The 15,538-nt window shown below is 43.2% G+C and carries 13 protein-coding genes; 9 read left to right on the top strand and 4 right to left on the bottom strand.

The features are described from left to right. Window positions 1-89 precede the first annotated feature (89 nt). The 7 genes from HV242_RS22320 to HV242_RS22290 all read left to right on the top strand — a co-directional run bounded on the left by HV242_RS22320 (window position 90) and on the right by HV242_RS22290 (window position 10,077). Complete coding sequence (locus HV242_RS22320) at window positions 90-932, top strand: TnsA endonuclease N-terminal domain-containing protein (RefSeq protein ID WP_020833813.1); 843 nt, start codon at window positions 90-92, stop codon at window positions 930-932. Next, a complete protein-coding gene (locus tag HV242_RS22315; protein WP_000351431.1) occupies window positions 919-3,042 on the top strand; it encodes a transposase in 2,124 nt (707 codons plus the stop codon). The genes HV242_RS22320 and HV242_RS22315 overlap by 14 nt, the downstream gene beginning before the upstream one ends. After that, a complete protein-coding gene (locus HV242_RS22310) occupies window positions 3,042-4,490 on the top strand; it encodes an ATP-binding protein (RefSeq protein ID WP_001049182.1) in 1,449 nt (482 codons plus the stop codon). Before HV242_RS22315 ends, HV242_RS22310 begins: the two co-directional genes overlap by 1 nt. 41 nt (window positions 4,491-4,531) lie before the next feature. Next, a complete protein-coding gene (locus HV242_RS22305) occupies window positions 4,532-6,088 on the top strand; it encodes a TnsD family Tn7-like transposition protein (protein WP_024143025.1) in 1,557 nt (518 codons plus the stop codon). 11 nt (window positions 6,089-6,099) lie between these two features. Next, window positions 6,100-7,026, top strand: coding sequence for a hypothetical protein (locus HV242_RS22300; RefSeq protein ID WP_000262426.1), 927 nt, complete (start codon window positions 6,100-6,102; stop codon window positions 7,024-7,026). A 362-nt stretch (window positions 7,027-7,388) separates the two neighbouring features. Further along, on the top strand, window positions 7,389-7,688 hold the full coding sequence (locus tag HV242_RS22295) for a helix-turn-helix domain-containing protein (RefSeq protein ID WP_001097217.1): 300 nt from the start codon (window positions 7,389-7,391) through the stop codon (window positions 7,686-7,688). 562 nt (window positions 7,689-8,250) lie between these two features. After that, on the top strand, window positions 8,251-10,077 hold the full coding sequence (locus tag HV242_RS22290; RefSeq protein ID WP_044865887.1) for an AAA family ATPase: 1,827 nt from the start codon (window positions 8,251-8,253) through the stop codon (window positions 10,075-10,077). A gap of 166 nt (window positions 10,078-10,243) precedes the next feature. Here HV242_RS22290 and copM read toward each other — a convergent pair whose 3' ends face one another. From copM to silR, 4 genes are all read right to left on the bottom strand, one after another. Further along, entirely contained in the window at window positions 10,244-10,594 is a 351-nt protein-coding gene (gene copM, locus HV242_RS22285; protein WP_008786877.1) for a CopM family metallochaperone, read from the bottom strand. 147 nt (window positions 10,595-10,741) lie between these two features. After that, complete coding sequence (silE, locus tag HV242_RS22280; RefSeq protein WP_023165800.1) at window positions 10,742-11,173, bottom strand: silver-binding protein SilE; 432 nt, start codon at window positions 11,171-11,173, stop codon at window positions 10,742-10,744. Between the two features lie 250 nt (window positions 11,174-11,423). Next, window positions 11,424-12,899, bottom strand: a complete 1,476-nt coding sequence (silS, locus tag HV242_RS22275) for a copper/silver sensor histidine kinase SilS (protein ID WP_023331519.1) — start codon at window positions 12,897-12,899, stop codon at window positions 11,424-11,426. Continuing rightward, a complete protein-coding gene (gene silR / locus HV242_RS22270) occupies window positions 12,892-13,572 on the bottom strand; it encodes a copper/silver response regulator transcription factor SilR (RefSeq protein WP_023331518.1) in 681 nt (226 codons plus the stop codon). Before silR ends, silS begins: the two co-directional genes overlap by 8 nt. Before the next feature lie 189 nt (window positions 13,573-13,761). On the opposite strand from silR, the gene silC reads away from it, so the two are divergent. Both silC and cusF read left to right on the top strand, forming a co-directional pair. Beyond that, complete coding sequence (gene silC / locus HV242_RS22265) at window positions 13,762-15,147, top strand: Cu(+)/Ag(+) efflux RND transporter outer membrane channel SilC (protein WP_023331517.1); 1,386 nt, start codon at window positions 13,762-13,764, stop codon at window positions 15,145-15,147. 28 nt (window positions 15,148-15,175) lie between these two features. Continuing rightward, window positions 15,176-15,529: a cation efflux system protein CusF gene (cusF, locus tag HV242_RS22260; RefSeq protein WP_001246153.1), complete on the top strand. Its 354-nt coding sequence runs from the start codon at window positions 15,176-15,178 to the stop codon at window positions 15,527-15,529. Window positions 15,530-15,538 lie beyond the last annotated feature (9 nt).

The following is a 15,538-nucleotide window of genomic DNA, read 5'->3' as shown; positions in this document are numbered from 1 at the left end:
TTGTATACTTACTGAATGTGTGGTTATAGGGTTGGAGACTATAAAATGCACATATAGGTACGTATCAATGTCGTTTTTTGGGTACGATCATGGGTAGGGGTAGGCGTCTCAAATCCTATTTGGATTATGAAAATGCGCTAGGTGACGGCATAGGAGTGGGCTATGGCCAAAGTTATCAGCCCTGGCTTAGAGCTCAGGACGTTAAATCCCGTGGAAACCGTTCGATAGTCTTTGGCCTTAAGACGTTTCGAAACCATCATCTCCTTTCTTCTGTCGAAAGTAACTTTTTCTATCTGGCTGAGTTTAATGACTCGGTGATTGATATCCGGGAACAATTCCCACTCTTTCCTCTCCGGCTTACCCAACAAATAGCAAATCATCTACATTTTCAACATCCTATGGTGAGGGGAGTAAGAGGAGTACCTGTCGAAGTTCTGAATGTTATGACAACCGATTTTTTACTGACCTTGAGAACTCCTGAAGGCGGACTTCGATACAAAGCTGTAGCAGTAAAACAAAACGAGAGCATACCTGAACGCGAAGCCCAAAAACTTGAAATAGAGAGGATGTTTTGGCAGTTGATTGATGTTGAGTTTCAAATTTATGTTGGCTCGGAACTCAATAACGTCGTCGGTAAAAATATTTGTTGGGTTACTTCTGTATTAAGAGATGGTTCTGTATTTTATGATAAATATCCTCTTGATAAAATCCTATGGAAGCTTAAACCAGATGTTTATCCCATAGTGGGACTACGTGCAATGATTTCATCAATCATTGGGGTAGATGCACAAGAAGCGATGATGTTATTGCAGGCAATGATTGGATTAAAAATGATAAAAATTGATTTATCATATCCAATACTCGAAACCGGTCTGATAAAGATAATATCCAATGGCCACTATATAGGACTGAACGCAAATGGATATTATTAGAAATTCAGTCTGGCTCTCTCAAGGCACTGATTTGCTTGCAGAGGGGCTTTATCGTGTTTTGGATTTTGACAAAAAGGTTGATTTGTTAATTTTGTTTAAAATAAAATCAGAAAGAACGGGTAAGCCAATTCCTTTCTCATTTTCATTGTTTAAATATTATATTGAATCAAATAGCATAACTTGTAAAGATTATATATACCCTTCATATATGTTAGTAGATGAGAAAGAAATAACAGATGAAGACAGGGGAAGGCGAGATGAAAATTACAATATCATTAAAGATCTTGTAGATGACAGAATGTTTCTGTTCGACTATGCATTACATAAAAAGTCTCACCTTTTAATGGACTACTCCAGAAATAAAAAAATATCACAATATACTATCAGAACGCTTCTGGCGTTGTACTGGCGACATGGGCAGGATGTTTATGCATTACTACCCGCATTCTCGAACTGTGGTGCCGCTGGGAAAAGTAGAATCAAACATGAAATTAAACTTGGGAATTCCAAGAAAAACAGAGCATTACCTAATGAACGTTCACGTGTTTTCATTCTTAATGAAAGAGATATAAATAATATTAGAAAATCTCTCATTATGTATCATTATAAAGTTAACGGAGATACGATAAAGAAAACATTAGAGAGACATATTGATTTGTATTTTAGGGATGAAATTAAAACAGCGAACTTAGAAAATAGAGCTCCATATGTTCCTTCTTTAAAACAATTTTCATACTGGAATAAAAAACTCTTCACTAAAGATTTCTCGATAAAGAAGAAGAACACGAAAAAAGAAATAGACCTCAAAATGCGGGCGCTTTTAGGTAGTGCGGCTAATACAACTGTTTTACCGGGTGATGTTTTCGAAATAGACTCAACTGTCGCTGATGTACATCTTATTTCGAGTTTAAACAGACGAAAAGTCATTGGGCGCCCAACTATTTATACAGTGGTGGATCGCGCAACAAGAATGATTGTTGGCCTTCATGTTTCTTTATACCATGCTTCATGGCGAGCTGCCCGACAAGCGTTAGCAAATTGCTTTATGCCAAAAAAAGAATATTGTAGATTATTTGGAATCTCTATTACTAATGATGATTGGCCTTGTTCTCATATTCCATTAACATTGATGTGTGACAACGGGGAGATGATTGGTCTTAAACCTCAGGAAAAGATGACCCCCCTGACAAAACTTGAGTTTGCGCCAGTCGGTAGAGGCGACAGAAAAAGCATTGTTGAACGCTGTTTCGGTATTCTAAATGATGAAGTTATTCATAGGCTTATTGGAACAACACGAAGGGGTAAGATTGTTAAAGGAGAGCCAACACCGCAATCCAGGGCTTGTTTAACGATTCAGGAGGTCACGTCTTTACTGATTCGGGAGATACTTGCACATAATCAGAGAACATATGAAGAACTGGCTTATATCAATCCCTTACTGATTGAAAATGATCTCGTAATATCACCAAAAAATAGTTGGATGATAAGCTTAAAGCACGGGAGATTCAGCGCAAGAGCCGTTGGGGCCGACGAAGTGATCGCACGATTGTTGATCCCTGTGAACGCTAACATTACCGCCGGTGGGATTCAGTACAATAATCTTTTTTATGAATGTGATCCAGACATTGCATCAGGTGCCAGAGTATTTGGAAGAACCACTTGTGAAGCAAGAATAGATGACAATTGCGTAGATTATATATATGTAAGATTTGACAAAAATAGCATTTTCAAAAAGCATTACCTGCTTAAGAAAAGAGATATATTTAAAGGTAAAGCTCATCTTGATACAGATGTAATGGCTGATTGGGTAGATACTCAAAAAGAAATTAATTTATTTACTCTGGATTCACTCAGCAATATCAATAATAAAGATGATTTTAACAAGAAAGGTAACGAAAGATTAAATGAAATATACGAATCTCGACGGGTACATGGTAAAGATATTAAAAAGAACAGGAAAAATGAACTTGATTCATTAGGGCGAACTGATGTTGCTAATGGAAGACCTGAACCCCTACTTCCGTCATCCAGTAAGGTTCTGCTTTTGCCTGGCCGGGAGGAGAAACAAAGATGGTTAAAAGGTAAGAAGAAGACTGAGGACGCAGAATAATGAACCTTATACGGAGCGTTTCAGCGATATATAAAGAACAGGAGTTACCTGAGTATCGTGGCAACCCCTTAATTGAAGCACTTCCTGAAGCGCTTACGGAAGATGAAGTACTTCTGGAAATGAGTTATTTTCCCGAAATTGACGAAAAAATCCGCTGGACTGCCCCGGCGAATGTTAGAGAGCAGTATGTCGAACGTATAAAGAAATTCCGTTGCCCTCAAACCAATCTTATCCAGGCTTATAAAATGATTTTACGGGCACTTAGGGAAAGCTATGCAGCCCGTAATCCTTTAAAAAGCGGAACTATTCAATATCTTCATTACTATGGGACTGAGCGTCCTGATATTGAACCCGAAAGTGGATATTTTAAATCCCAGGCTGAAACCATTACGATAGTTGGAATGAGTGGTTCTGGAAAAACTACCATGATCGAGCAAGTCATGGATCATTTCCCTCAGATTATAGAACACAGCAGCTATAAAGGAGTTTTTCCCGGCTTCAGTAAGCAAATCGTATGGGTAAAGATTAATTGTCCATACAACTCAAGTGTGAGAGACCTTTGTGAAGAGATTTTACAAAAATTAGATGATGCAATTGGTATTGAACGAACTACACCAGAGATTAGAAATGGTGCTCTGGCTCGCCAGATTGCGCAAAGAATAAAATCATCATTTTTAGGTATCCTTGTTATTGATGAAATGCAGAGGCTAAAATTTTCAAGAACTGGAGGTGAGAGTAAGTTGATTGATTTTTTACATGAAATTGTAGATTCGATGGGGGTATCTATGGTTTTTTGTGGAAATCATCCTTTTGACGAGACTCTGACAAAGAAAATGAGAATTGCCAGGCGGGCAGAGTCTGGTGGTTATATGAAAATTTCAAATGTCAGATACGACTCACAAGACTGGCAATCGTTTATTCATTATTTATGGCCATTACAATGGACAAATGTTGAAACACCATTAAATGATGAGTTAAACGAAAAATTATTCATTTTATCTAAAGGCAACATTGGATTGGCTCAGATGATTTATCGGGGGGCACAATTAAAGGTTATCGGTAGCGGTAATGAAATCATAACTGGTGCAGTCTTGTCGGCCTCTGTACCGGTACTCGTAAGCCATACGGAGGAATATAAGGATACTTTACTCCCGGGGGCAGCGACTGAAGACGAGGAAGCCAAATGGCTCTCTGCATCTAATGAAAGTGATGCTTCGGCTAAGTTCATGTCAGAGAAGCCCTTAAAAGCTTTGATCCCTGGAGATATAGACAGGCCACAGCACAAGGAATTCGTAAGAAAAATAGACGAGGTTATGCGCAATTTCGACGAGAAAATACTGTCTCTTGACCATGATCTTGTTATCACCAGAACAGCTGAAAAGAAAAATACCTACGATGCTCTTCAGCGTTGCGGGCTTATAAATACAGATCCACTTAATAAATTGTAATGAGGTCATCAGTTCGTAACGGTCAAAGAGAGGTGGGGTAAATGAGAATGTTGTCTGTTTTACCTGATGAATCCTTGTTCAGTCGGTTTTGTCGGACAGCTACCGTGTACGGTATGTCCCCATCTTCTCTGTTAACGATCATTTTCCACAAACCTGATATGAGCGTCCATCCAATTCTCAATTCAGGATTAAAGGCTATTTCTCTTCATACATCCGAAAGTGCAGACCAGCTCTGGCATGAACAGACTTTACTCCCTCTGTTTGCCTGGGCACTACCAATCAGTCGTAATGAAATTATGGATTTCAACACGACCCCTGCCAGGCTTAATCGATTGTGCCGCCTTAGTAATTTTTCACTAGGACAGCGGACACTATTGAAGTTTTGCCCGGTTTGCGCTCGTGAAGATACTTTTCATTATGGTGTTACTTATTGGCATCTGGCGCATCAACTTCATGGGGTTACAACCTGCCATCGGCACCAGGTAGTGCTTGAAAGCATCAATGTCCCTTCTGCACCGCACATACGTATTGGACTGATGCCTCCTGTTTCGTATACAGAACAACTCAGCAATGAGACAGACTTCGATTTTGCTAAATTTTGTTATGAGTCCATAAATATAATCAGAAGAAAAGAAATTTGTCACCCAAATTACATGGATGTACTTAAAAAGTTAAATTTATTATCATTGGACGGGAATCTGAAGAAAAATGTATTTTACGCACATGTTTATGCTAAGTGCCAGTTATTTGGGGAGGGTTCATCGGAGCTTCTACCGACATCCCTTACTGATTATCACTACTGGGAGCCTATACTCAAAGATAAATGTTGTCAGCATCCCACAAAGCACCTTTTGCTTTGTTATTGTTTGTTAAATACTTGCTGGCCAACGTATGCAGGAAGTCGTCCTAATAAAAAGAAAGAAATCTTTAAAAGTCATAAGGAATACAGCTTTCATATGGCTGAAAATAATACTAGTGTTAGCAACCTTGGGAGAGAATTTAATCGCAGCAGATGTTACATTAAAACACTTATTTATAAAAAATACCTGAGGGCGTTTAAGCGAAACACAAAAATTAATATATTCACTGAATTGCTTATCAAGTCTATGGCTGTAAGGGGGTTTAGTCTGGCATCCATAGCTGAGAAAAACTCATTATCGGAAGGAACTGTATCCTCTGTAATTTCATCTTGTTACGGTTTATGCTCATGGCGTAAAAAATGTAAAAAAGATTCTTTAAGACGGCGTCATAAGCAGAAAATATTAAGATTTATACATAATCAATCCATTTCTGTAACGCGAAAGTTAGTCAAGGAAAGTTGTTATGCTAGTTTCTTTTGGCTAAATAAACATGAAAATGGCTGGCTTAATTCCTGTCTTCCTAAAGCAGTACGATGTTATAGAAATAAAAGAGTAGACTGGAGCGAGAGAGATATAATCTCATCATCATTAATAAATGTTGTTTTATCTCAGGGGCAATACCCGATGTCACTTACAAGCCTGGATGCTTTACTGGGGGGGCATAACTGGCTTTTGAAATACAGAGATAAACTACCAATGACAATGACACTTCTCAGGAAAAAGAATCTAATTAAATAAGAGGGAGTGATATGGTTTACGAAAATGAATTGTGGCACAGTTTTCTTCTGCGTTCACAGATAATGTATAACTTATCCAATTGCAGGAACATAATATCTAAGCATGGTGAACTAAGGTACGATGCCTTTCCTCGGCTCGAACTGATTGATATGTACAAATTGCATAGTTTGCAGGATATATATGACATTCTTGCCACAAGAAATGGTTATATACTAACTTCCAATATAGTGTCGTTATCTTCTGGTGTTTACGGGTATTTCAACGCTGTTGAAGATGCCTGTCGAAATAATTTACACATAACTAATTCATATCCATTGGTAAACATCTCAAAGATTCGTTACTGCCATAAATGTATTATTGAAGATATACACTCTAAAGGCATTGGTTATCTTCGTCATAGATGGTTGTTTGAATCTAAATGTGCAGCTCATAGTACCTGTTTATATGAGGTTTGTTTTGACAACTATTTGGATGCAGTGAAAGGACTTAGTGACTTAATTATAAGTGGAATAAATCCTCATGGTTATTGTTCCCTTGTGGTTGACATTTCAAATCCTTTCAAAACTCCAGTGTATTTATTGCCATGTGCCAGGGATAAAATTTTAAAATGGATTTCTGACAATAAAAATGAGCTGGTTTACTTTCTCTTTGACCTCTTTAAAAGTAAATCGCATTCTAGTTTATTAAAGGTTATTGAAGTCAGGATAATGCATAGTAGTTATATTTCTGCGGTGTTCAGGATATTGAGTGAGGTTAATTTTTGTAATTTCAACTCATTTATTACCGATTTATTCGAGGACGTAAGTTATGCCTCTGTTGGACTTGATGATTATTCTGTTAATGTGGATTTTCTCAGGCTAAAAGCCGCAGATTGCAAATTTTGCCGGTTCAATGGTAAAAATTTTTGCTCACTTTTTAATGTAAAGCTTCTTCGCTAATTTTTACTTCATTTATAAACTACTAAGAAAGCTAATAAGATAGGGTTATATATTTTGATTAGGGCGGGAATAAATTATCACTTCCCGAGTATCCCTGGGGGTTACCACCTGAGTATGATGCCGGTTAGCAACAACGTCTAAAAGACCTACGATCACGATAAATGTCACTGGGTCACTCTCAAGCAAAGTGGTCAGGGGTGCTAGATACCAGTACTGCTTACTCAACACGGCCTTGTTTTTGAAAGATGCCGAATCTTGGCAAGAGGCGTATTACAGCCTATAGTCTGTTAATGAGTATTACAGCTTATCTGCTGTAAATCCATTCGTTGTGCTTGTTAACCCGTCGATACGGAAGATCACTTATGAACACTCAATACGCTTTGAAGACCTTGAATCAGTTGCGTCCTGTTTTAATCGGCTTTCGCAAAGCCAATGGACTGACGCAAAGAGATGTTTCTGAACGTTTGGGTGTAACACAGCAAACTTATGCCCGACTGGAGGCCAACCCTGCAAGTGTGGGTTTTGAGCGTTTGTTTAGAGTGTTCAGCGTCCTTGGAGTGGAGATCGTACTTTCATCCAGGGAACCATTGTCAGATGCAAAGCCCGAATACGGAGCTTTGCACAATGATTCTTCACTTCCAGCCAGGCGGGAGAAATGGTGACGCCATGCGCTTCCCGGTCTAATTGTCTGCAGCAATATTAACCCCTTAGCGGCCTGAAGTATCAGGTTGCTATGAAGCCTTTCGTTTCTTCTGTTATGTTAAATACACCAGTTTGAGCTGTTTCGGACAACCATAAATTATCTCTTCACTCTTAAATGAAAATTTTATGTCGATCACATTATCGATGAATTTAGGAAATAATCCGTAAATGAAAATCTATCTACCTTTAAATTTATCAATGTCCGTACGACATAATTAATATCAAAGAATGTGTATTATTATCATTTAAGTCATAAAAGCCATGAGTCAGTTCCAAAAAATATAATGAGCATTGAAATTATTACCCATCATTCTGGAGTTTTAACTTAGCCATGTATCGAACCACAAGTTGGCTTCCGGTGTTTTGAGGAGCAGTAAAGTTCAGAAAGCGCGACCAGATCATAATCCAGAAATGTCGTTAAGATATTCTCAATAACGGTTATCCCTGCATGCTGGCAGGCATTTGAAAATATATTTTGTATTCAGGTTGCAGCAAAACGCTTTCTTACACACAGGACTTCATATGCGGCTCAAAAAATTAAAACTGAAAAACTTCAGAGGCTACAGAAACTCTACTGAAATCATTATTGATGAAGGCATGACGGGCATTGTTGGTCGTAATGACTTTGGGAAATCAACGCTTCTGGAAGCGCTGGCTATTTTTTTTGAAACAGAAGGAATGAAGGCTGACAAGAATGACATGAACTGTTTCAGCCTGAGAGAAGGGGAGGGCCGTTTTGAAATAGCCTGTGAATTCGATGATCTGCCCGATTTTATCATGATCGACGACAGGGTGCAGACCACGCTCGCCTCAGAACATCTGCTGAATGAAGACGGCAATTTTGAAATCGTCAAAACGTTTAAAGCAACGACCTCAGGAAAACCGGAGCAGACCTGCATCCGCTGCATCCACCCGGATGAGGAGCCCCTGAGAAATTTACTGGGCATGAAAATTTCCGAACTCAAGGCGGTGGGAAAAGAAGTTGAAAAAAATGTGGCGGATAAACGCACCGCATCGTTATGGCGTCAGGCCATCAGGGAAGCCGCCGCTCCCTATACCTGTTCGGAAATGTTGCTGGATGTCGATAAAGAGTTTGGAACCGACACAAAATCATTATGGGGTAAGATCCTCGATTTGCTGCCCACGTATGCGATTTTCAAAGCCGACAGGGAAAGCAGCGACGGGGATTCAGAAGCTAAAAACCCCTTACAGCAGGCCGTAAAAGACGCTCAGGCGGCGCTGCAGGACAAAATTACAGCGCTGGAAAATGAGATCCAGGACAGCGTACTGGATGTCGCACAGAGAACGCTGGATAAATTACGTGAAATGGCCCCCGAACTCGCCAGTGAACTGACTCCACGATTTAAGGAAAAACCCAAGTGGACCTTCAATTTCACCCTGGACGGGGAAAATGGCATCCCCATCAATAAGCGCGGCAGCGGGATAAGGAGGCTTATCCTGTTGAATTTTTTCCGGGCTGAGGCTGAAAAGAATGTCGCGGGGACGCCCAGAAACATAATTTATGCCATCGAAGAGCCTGAAACGTCACAGCATCCAAACTATCAGATGATGCTGATGAAAGCGTTGCTGGCACTGGCAGGCCAGCCGCACCGTCAGATTATCGTCACCACCCATGTCCCGGCGCTGGCCGGATTGATCCCTGTCGAAGGTGTACGTTATGTCACCCGAAATGAGGCGGGTGAACCCGTAGTAAAAATGCCGGATGACGCTGTGCTGAAGGAAGCCACTGAAAGCCTGGGGGTGCTACCAGAGACCGGTATGGAAAGGGCGCAGGGGATTGTTCTGGTAGAGGGAAAGTCGGATGTCACTTTCCTGAGGCATGCGGCCAGTTCATTAAAACAGTCAGGTGTGCTGCCAGCCTCTCTGGAGGACGTGAAAATAGTGCCAGTCCTCATAGGAGGGTGTGGCAGCGTCAAACACTGGGTTACATTGAATCTGGCCAACGATCTGGGGCTTCCCTGGTGCGTTTTTCTGGACTCCGATATTGGGGGAGACCCTGCACAGGTTATGTCCATTCAGAAACGTAAAAGAGAAGTGGAGGATGCCGGTAAGGTATTCTTCGCCACGCGTAAACGTGAAATAGAGAACTATCTCTGCCCGGATCTGATCGAAGAAATGACCGGTGTAGCCGTCACGTTTACGGACACCTGTGATGCTAAAAAAATAATTGGCCGGGCGGTGGGAATGAAGCCCGATAATGTGCTTGATAAATTCTGGCCCCGGATGACAGCGGAAAGAATCATCTCAAGATCAACCTATCATGACGGAATGCAGGAAAGGATTGAGCTGGTTGAGATCCTGAGCGATATTGTTGCCATGACGAGATAATGTGTAAAAATTATCGCTGCTGCATATATTCCGGTCCACAGCAAAGGACCGGAGTATAGTATATAAAAAACCCGAAATTAATCGGGTTTTAATTATTTAACGTTTAACAGGCTCCCGTGCCCGGGAGTGAATTAAAATTACGCTTATTATGGCGTTTTTGCAATCTTTATTTTTGACTGCCAAGCCATTTATTCATCTGCTCGATTTCACCTTTCTGAGCTTTAATGATGTCCTGCGCAAGCTTTCTCATTTCGGGATCTTTTCCGTATTTAAGTTCGGTCTCAGCCATTGCTATTGCTCCTTCATGGTGTGCGATCATACCTTTTGCAAAGGCCTTATCGGGATCGGGCTCATTAACGGCGGCCATCATTTTGTCATGCATGTCTTTCATGCCAGCCATATATTCCTGTGACGATGCCGATGAGTGCATATCTGACATTTTCATTTCCGAATGTTCAGCAGAAATGGCTGGCAGGGATAACATTAATATTACAAAAAGGGTGTTTTTGATTTTCATTTAATAAATCCTTTTCAGGTAGGTACCGGTTAATTGTAGCTGAGTCAGATAAAAAAGCCCCCTGACGGGGGCAAAAATCTCACAACATATCCGGTTAAGGAATAATCTATCAAGGAAAGGGTAAAAGCACGGATACTACAGTCGCATTCAGCCTGCATTGATCATGCGGCGGTGCGCTTCGGCCATGGCCTGATGTGGGCCGGATTGCCCGTTATTCATGAATTCATGGGCAACCGCTGCTCTTTCATGCTCATTCATCGCCGTGTAAGATGTTGACGGGACGGTCGTGGATACTGTGTTATTTCCCATCATCTTCTGATGACTTTCCACCATTTTCTGGTGCGCATCCGCCGAGCCGTTCGTCATGGTTTCATGAGCAATAATGGCCTGTTCATGCTGGTCCATACCGGTCATACGAGGAGCAGTCCCCTGGATCCCGACAGGAGCCGCAGCAGACTGCATCTGGTGAGCAGGAGCCTGTGCATTGTTGACGCGATCATGGATATTCACGGTTTCAGTGGCCCAGGACGATGTAATTAAACCAAAGCCCAGCAAAGATGCTAATACGATATTTTTCATGATAACTCTCCATTTCTGAATTAGTGATGTCCGGGGAAGTACAACCGGTGTTTTCAGTTCCATAACTGAAACAGGTTCGGCAGCGTTTATTTCTCCGGGAGAAGGCTGGATATTCATTTCCTGGCGTACTCTGACGCCGGGTATTGATGAAGCAATCCAGCCTTCCTGATAAGTTGCACTAATTATATCGAATGGCTTCTGTTTGCTGCATGACAGGCTAATGACATCTTTGTCATTTAAATCTTTATTCTCAGCATTGGATTTCCGGGATCATTTTCTCCAGTCTGGGCACGGATAAGATAAAACGCGTGGAGCGTACGTCCGATTCCACCCGCACTCTTCCGTGATGTGCTTCCACGATTGACTTTACAATCGCAAGGCCGATGCCGCTGCCTTCTCCTTTTCGTTGTCTGGACGGATCCACCCGATAAAAACGGTCAAAAAGCCTTAATAAATGTTCTTCAGGGATTGGTTTCCCCGGATTTTCAATCACAAGGTCAAAAAAACTCTCCTGCTCTCTTATTGAGACGGTGATGGCCTGTCCCTCCGGGGTATAACGCAGGGCATTGGATAACAGATTATTGATCGCTCTTCTGAACATTTGTGGATCTCCCTCAACCAGGCAGGGCATTCCGTTAAATTTGAGCGTGATATTGCGTTCTTCGGCCCAGGCTTCGAAAAACTCGAAGACTTTCATGACTTCTGCTCTGAGGTCAAACCGGACCCTGTCAGGTATCAGCTGATTATTGTCCGCCTGCGCCAGAAACAGCATGTCGCTGACCATTTTGGTCATCCGGTTATACTCTTCAAGACTGGAGTAGAGGACATCCTCAAGTTCCTTCTGGGTTCGATCCTGACTCAGTGCGATTTCAGTCTGCGTCACCAGATTGGTGATGGGCGTTCTGATCTCGTGCGCGATATCGGCAGAGAAATTGGCCTGGCGGGTAAAGACATCCTCAATCTTTCCAATCATATGATTGAACGAGATAACCAGCTGCTCCAGCTCAATGGGAACGCGTGTCGGTTCCAGCCGCGCATCAAGATTCTCGGAGGTGATGTTTTTAATGGCATTGCTGACATTACGAAGGGGCAGGTGCCCCTGACGGACAGCGATGCGAATGATCAGAACAATCAGCAGGCTTATCACGACGGCGATCGCAATCAGATTTTTTTTCAGCGCATCGAGGTAATGGAGATGGAAATTAATGGAGAGGCCAGTCAGCATGACATAGTTCTGCTGTTTGCCCTGAAATATCGCCTGGCCAGAGGAGGCGATAATCCGGTATGTTTCCATCTTCATTTCAGACCCGGTATCCATCGGTCTCGCAGGATCCTCCACCGTCCAGAGAAAGACATCCCGTGCGCGGCTGTGCTCGCTAAAATCTGCGGAATTCACGGCCGGGCGTAGTGCCGCCCCCTGCGCTGAACTAAAGAGCACTTCCCCCCTGGGATTGAGGAGCAAAAGGGCAACGTTGCGGTAGCTGGCAATCGACTCCTTTATTTTGCTTACTTTTTTTTCATCCGGATCCACCGGGGACTGCAGTATACGGTTCAGGGTAGTGCTGATTTGTTGAAGATCGCTGACATCCTGCTCGGCAAAATGATTTTCAACAGAATGCAGCATAAACCAGGTGAAGGCGATAAAAGCCAGTATCGTGGACAGGCTGATAAAAAAGGTCAGCCGCAGGGCGAGTGAGAAAGGGCGCCTGGAAGGTTTGCTATGCATCCGGGGCCTCCAGCATATAGCCCACGCCCCGGACAGTCTGGATCAGCTTTGTCCCGTAATCGTTGTCTATTTTAGCGCGGAGTCGCTTTACGGCGACATCAATCGCGTTAGTGTCGCTGTCAAAATTCATGTCCCAGACCTGAGAGGCAATCAGGGAGCGGGGAAGAACCTCGCCCTGATGCCGAATGAAAAATTCCAGCAGGCTGAACTCTTTACTGGTGAGCACAATGCGGTTTCCGGCGCGACTGACTTTTCTGGATACGAGATCCATCGAGAGATCAGCCACCTTCAACTGGCTTTCCGTGATCATCGTGTTTCCCCGCCTCAGAAGGGTTCTCACCCGGGCCAGCAGTTCGGCAAACGCAAAGGGTTTAACCAGATAATCGTCCGCACCCAGTTCCAGTCCTTTGACCCTGTGTTCGATCGTGCCGAGGGCCGTCAGCAGTAAGACCGGCATACCCTTTCCGGCAGTGCGCAGCATGCGGATGATATCCCAGCCGTTCACATCAGGCAGCATGATGTCCAGAATGACTAAATCATACTCGGCTGTCATGGCGAGATGATATCCGGTAAGACCATTATCAGCGTGATCCACTACGAACCCTGCCTCTGTAAGCCCTTTGCTGAGATATTCACCTGTTTTAATTTCGTCTTCGACGATCAATATTTTCATCTTGCTCCCCGGCTGGCTGCTAAGGTCATTCTATTGCGCCCACGATCGTTATCAACGGATTACAGCAAAAATGACAACATTGTCATTATCCTGTCACCCGCCAAACAGAGAGCGTTCGGTAAAGTACCCCTATCAATACTCTGGACTTCATTTGAACCATTTACCAGGTCTGCCTGGACGAGAAGCGTTATGTTCAAATTAAAATTACTCAGCATTAGCACGATATTCATCCTGGCCGGTTGTGTCTCTCTGGCTCCTGAATATCAGCGCCCGGCAGCACCGGTACCCCAGCAGTTTTCACTGTCCCGAAACAGCCTGACGCCAGCAGTGAATGGTTATCAGGATACGGGCTGGCGTAACTTTTTTGTCGATCCCCAGGTTACACGGCTGATTACTGAAGCCCTGAATAATAACCGTGATTTGAGAATGGCTGCCCTGAAGGTTGAAGAGGCCCGGGCCCAGTTCAACGTCACGGATGCAGATCGTTATCCCCAGTTGAATGCCTCATCCGGGATCACATACAGCGGTGGCCTGAAAGGCGACAAGCCGACCACACAGGAGTACGACGCGGGTCTGGAACTCAGCTATGAGCTCGATTTTTTCGGCAAACTTAAGAACATGAGTGACGCTGATCGCCAGAACTACTTTGCCAGCGAAGAAGCCCGTCGGGCCGTACACATCCTGCTGGTATCCAACGTTTCACAAAGCTATTTCAGCCAGCAACTGGCGTACGAACAACTCCGTATTGCGCGGGAAACGCTGAAAAATTATCAACAGTCCTATGCTTTCGTTGAGCAGCAGCTCGTGACCGGGAGTACGAACGTTCTGGCGCTTGAACAGGCGAGAGGACAAATCGAAAGTACCCGCGCCGAAATAGCCAAACGAGAAGGCGATCTGGCTCAGGCAAACAATGCCCTGCAACTGGTGCTGGGAACGTACCGCGCACTTCCGTCAGAAAAAGGGATGAAAGGCGGGGAGATAGCACCAGTAAAATTGCCACCAAATCTGTCTTCACAAATTTTGCTGCAGCGACCGGATATTATGGAAGCGGAATATCAGCTGAAAGCGGCTGATGCCAATATTGGCGCAGCGCGAGCGGCCTTTTTCCCCTCCATTACCCTGACCAGTGGTCTTTCCGCAAGCAGTACGGAGCTGTCCAGCCTGTTTACGTCAGGAAGTGGAATGTGGAATTTTATCCCTAAAATTGAAATTCCTATATTTAATGCTGGCAGGAATAAAGCCAATCTGAAGCTGGCTGAAATTCGCCAGCAACAGTCGGTGGTTAATTACGAACAAAAAATTCAGTCAGCCTTTAAGGATGTTTCCGACACGCTTGCGCTGCGCGACAGCCTTAGCCAGCAACTTGAGTCACAGCAGCGTTATCTTGATTCACTTCAGATAACTCTCCAGCGTGCCAGAGGATTGTATGCAAGTGGTGCTGTCAGTTACATCGAAGTGCTGGATGCAGAACGTTCCCTCTTCGCTACGCAGCAAACCATTCTCGATCTTACCTATTCCCGACAGGTTAACGAAATTAATCTGTTTACCGCGCTGGGTGGCGGTTGGGTAGAGTAAATTTATTTAATTAATCAGGAAATTAAAAATGCGTAATTCACTTAAAGCCGTTTTATTTGGTGCCTTCTCTGTCATGTTCTCTGCCGGTCTTCATGCTGAAACACATCAGCATGGCGATATGAATGCTGCCAGTGATGCTTCGGTACAGCAGGTTATCAAGGGCACCGGTGTCGTTAAAGACATTGATATGAATAGTAAAAAAATCACCATTTCGCACGAAGCAATCCCTGCGGTGGGCTGGCCTGCAATGACCATGCGCTTCACTTTTGTTAATGCAGACGACGCTATCAATGCCCTGAAAACCGGCAACCATGTCGATTTCTCGTTTATTCAGCAGGGCAATATCTCCTTACTCAAAAGCATTAACGTGACGCAATCCTGATTAACAGTC

Source organism: Enterobacter sp. RHBSTW-00593, from assembly GCF_013784105.1.
Taxonomy (GTDB): Bacteria; Pseudomonadota; Gammaproteobacteria; order Enterobacterales; family Enterobacteriaceae; genus Enterobacter; species Enterobacter ludwigii.
This window is presented reverse-complemented; position numbering and strand designations above follow the sequence as displayed.

Excerpts from the sequence above, each read along its gene's own strand:
- HV242_RS22320 (WP_020833813.1), top strand. The coding sequence starts at position 90 with ATGGGTAGGGGTAGGCGTCTCAAATCCTATTTGGATTATGAAAATGCG.
- HV242_RS22315 (WP_000351431.1), top strand. The coding sequence starts at position 919 with ATGGATATTATTAGAAATTCAGTCTGGCTCTCTCAAGGCACTGATTTG.
- HV242_RS22310 (WP_001049182.1), top strand. The coding sequence starts at position 3,042 with ATGAACCTTATACGGAGCGTTTCAGCGATATATAAAGAACAGGAGTTA.
- HV242_RS22305 (WP_024143025.1), top strand. The coding sequence starts at position 4,532 with ATGAGAATGTTGTCTGTTTTACCTGATGAATCCTTGTTCAGTCGGTTT.
- HV242_RS22300 (WP_000262426.1), top strand. The coding sequence starts at position 6,100 with ATGGTTTACGAAAATGAATTGTGGCACAGTTTTCTTCTGCGTTCACAG.
- HV242_RS22295 (WP_001097217.1), top strand. The coding sequence starts at position 7,389 with ATGAACACTCAATACGCTTTGAAGACCTTGAATCAGTTGCGTCCTGTT.
- HV242_RS22290 (WP_044865887.1), top strand. The coding sequence starts at position 8,251 with ATGCGGCTCAAAAAATTAAAACTGAAAAACTTCAGAGGCTACAGAAAC.
- copM (WP_008786877.1), bottom strand. The coding sequence starts at position 10,594 with ATGAAAATCAAAAACACCCTTTTTGTAATATTAATGTTATCCCTGCCA.
- silE (WP_023165800.1), bottom strand. The coding sequence starts at position 11,173 with ATGAAAAATATCGTATTAGCATCTTTGCTGGGCTTTGGTTTAATTACA.
- silS (WP_023331519.1), bottom strand. The coding sequence starts at position 12,899 with ATGCATAGCAAACCTTCCAGGCGCCCTTTCTCACTCGCCCTGCGGCTG.
- silR (WP_023331518.1), bottom strand. The coding sequence starts at position 13,572 with ATGAAAATATTGATCGTCGAAGACGAAATTAAAACAGGTGAATATCTC.
- silC (WP_023331517.1), top strand. The coding sequence starts at position 13,762 with ATGTTCAAATTAAAATTACTCAGCATTAGCACGATATTCATCCTGGCC.
- cusF (WP_001246153.1), top strand. The coding sequence starts at position 15,176 with ATGCGTAATTCACTTAAAGCCGTTTTATTTGGTGCCTTCTCTGTCATG.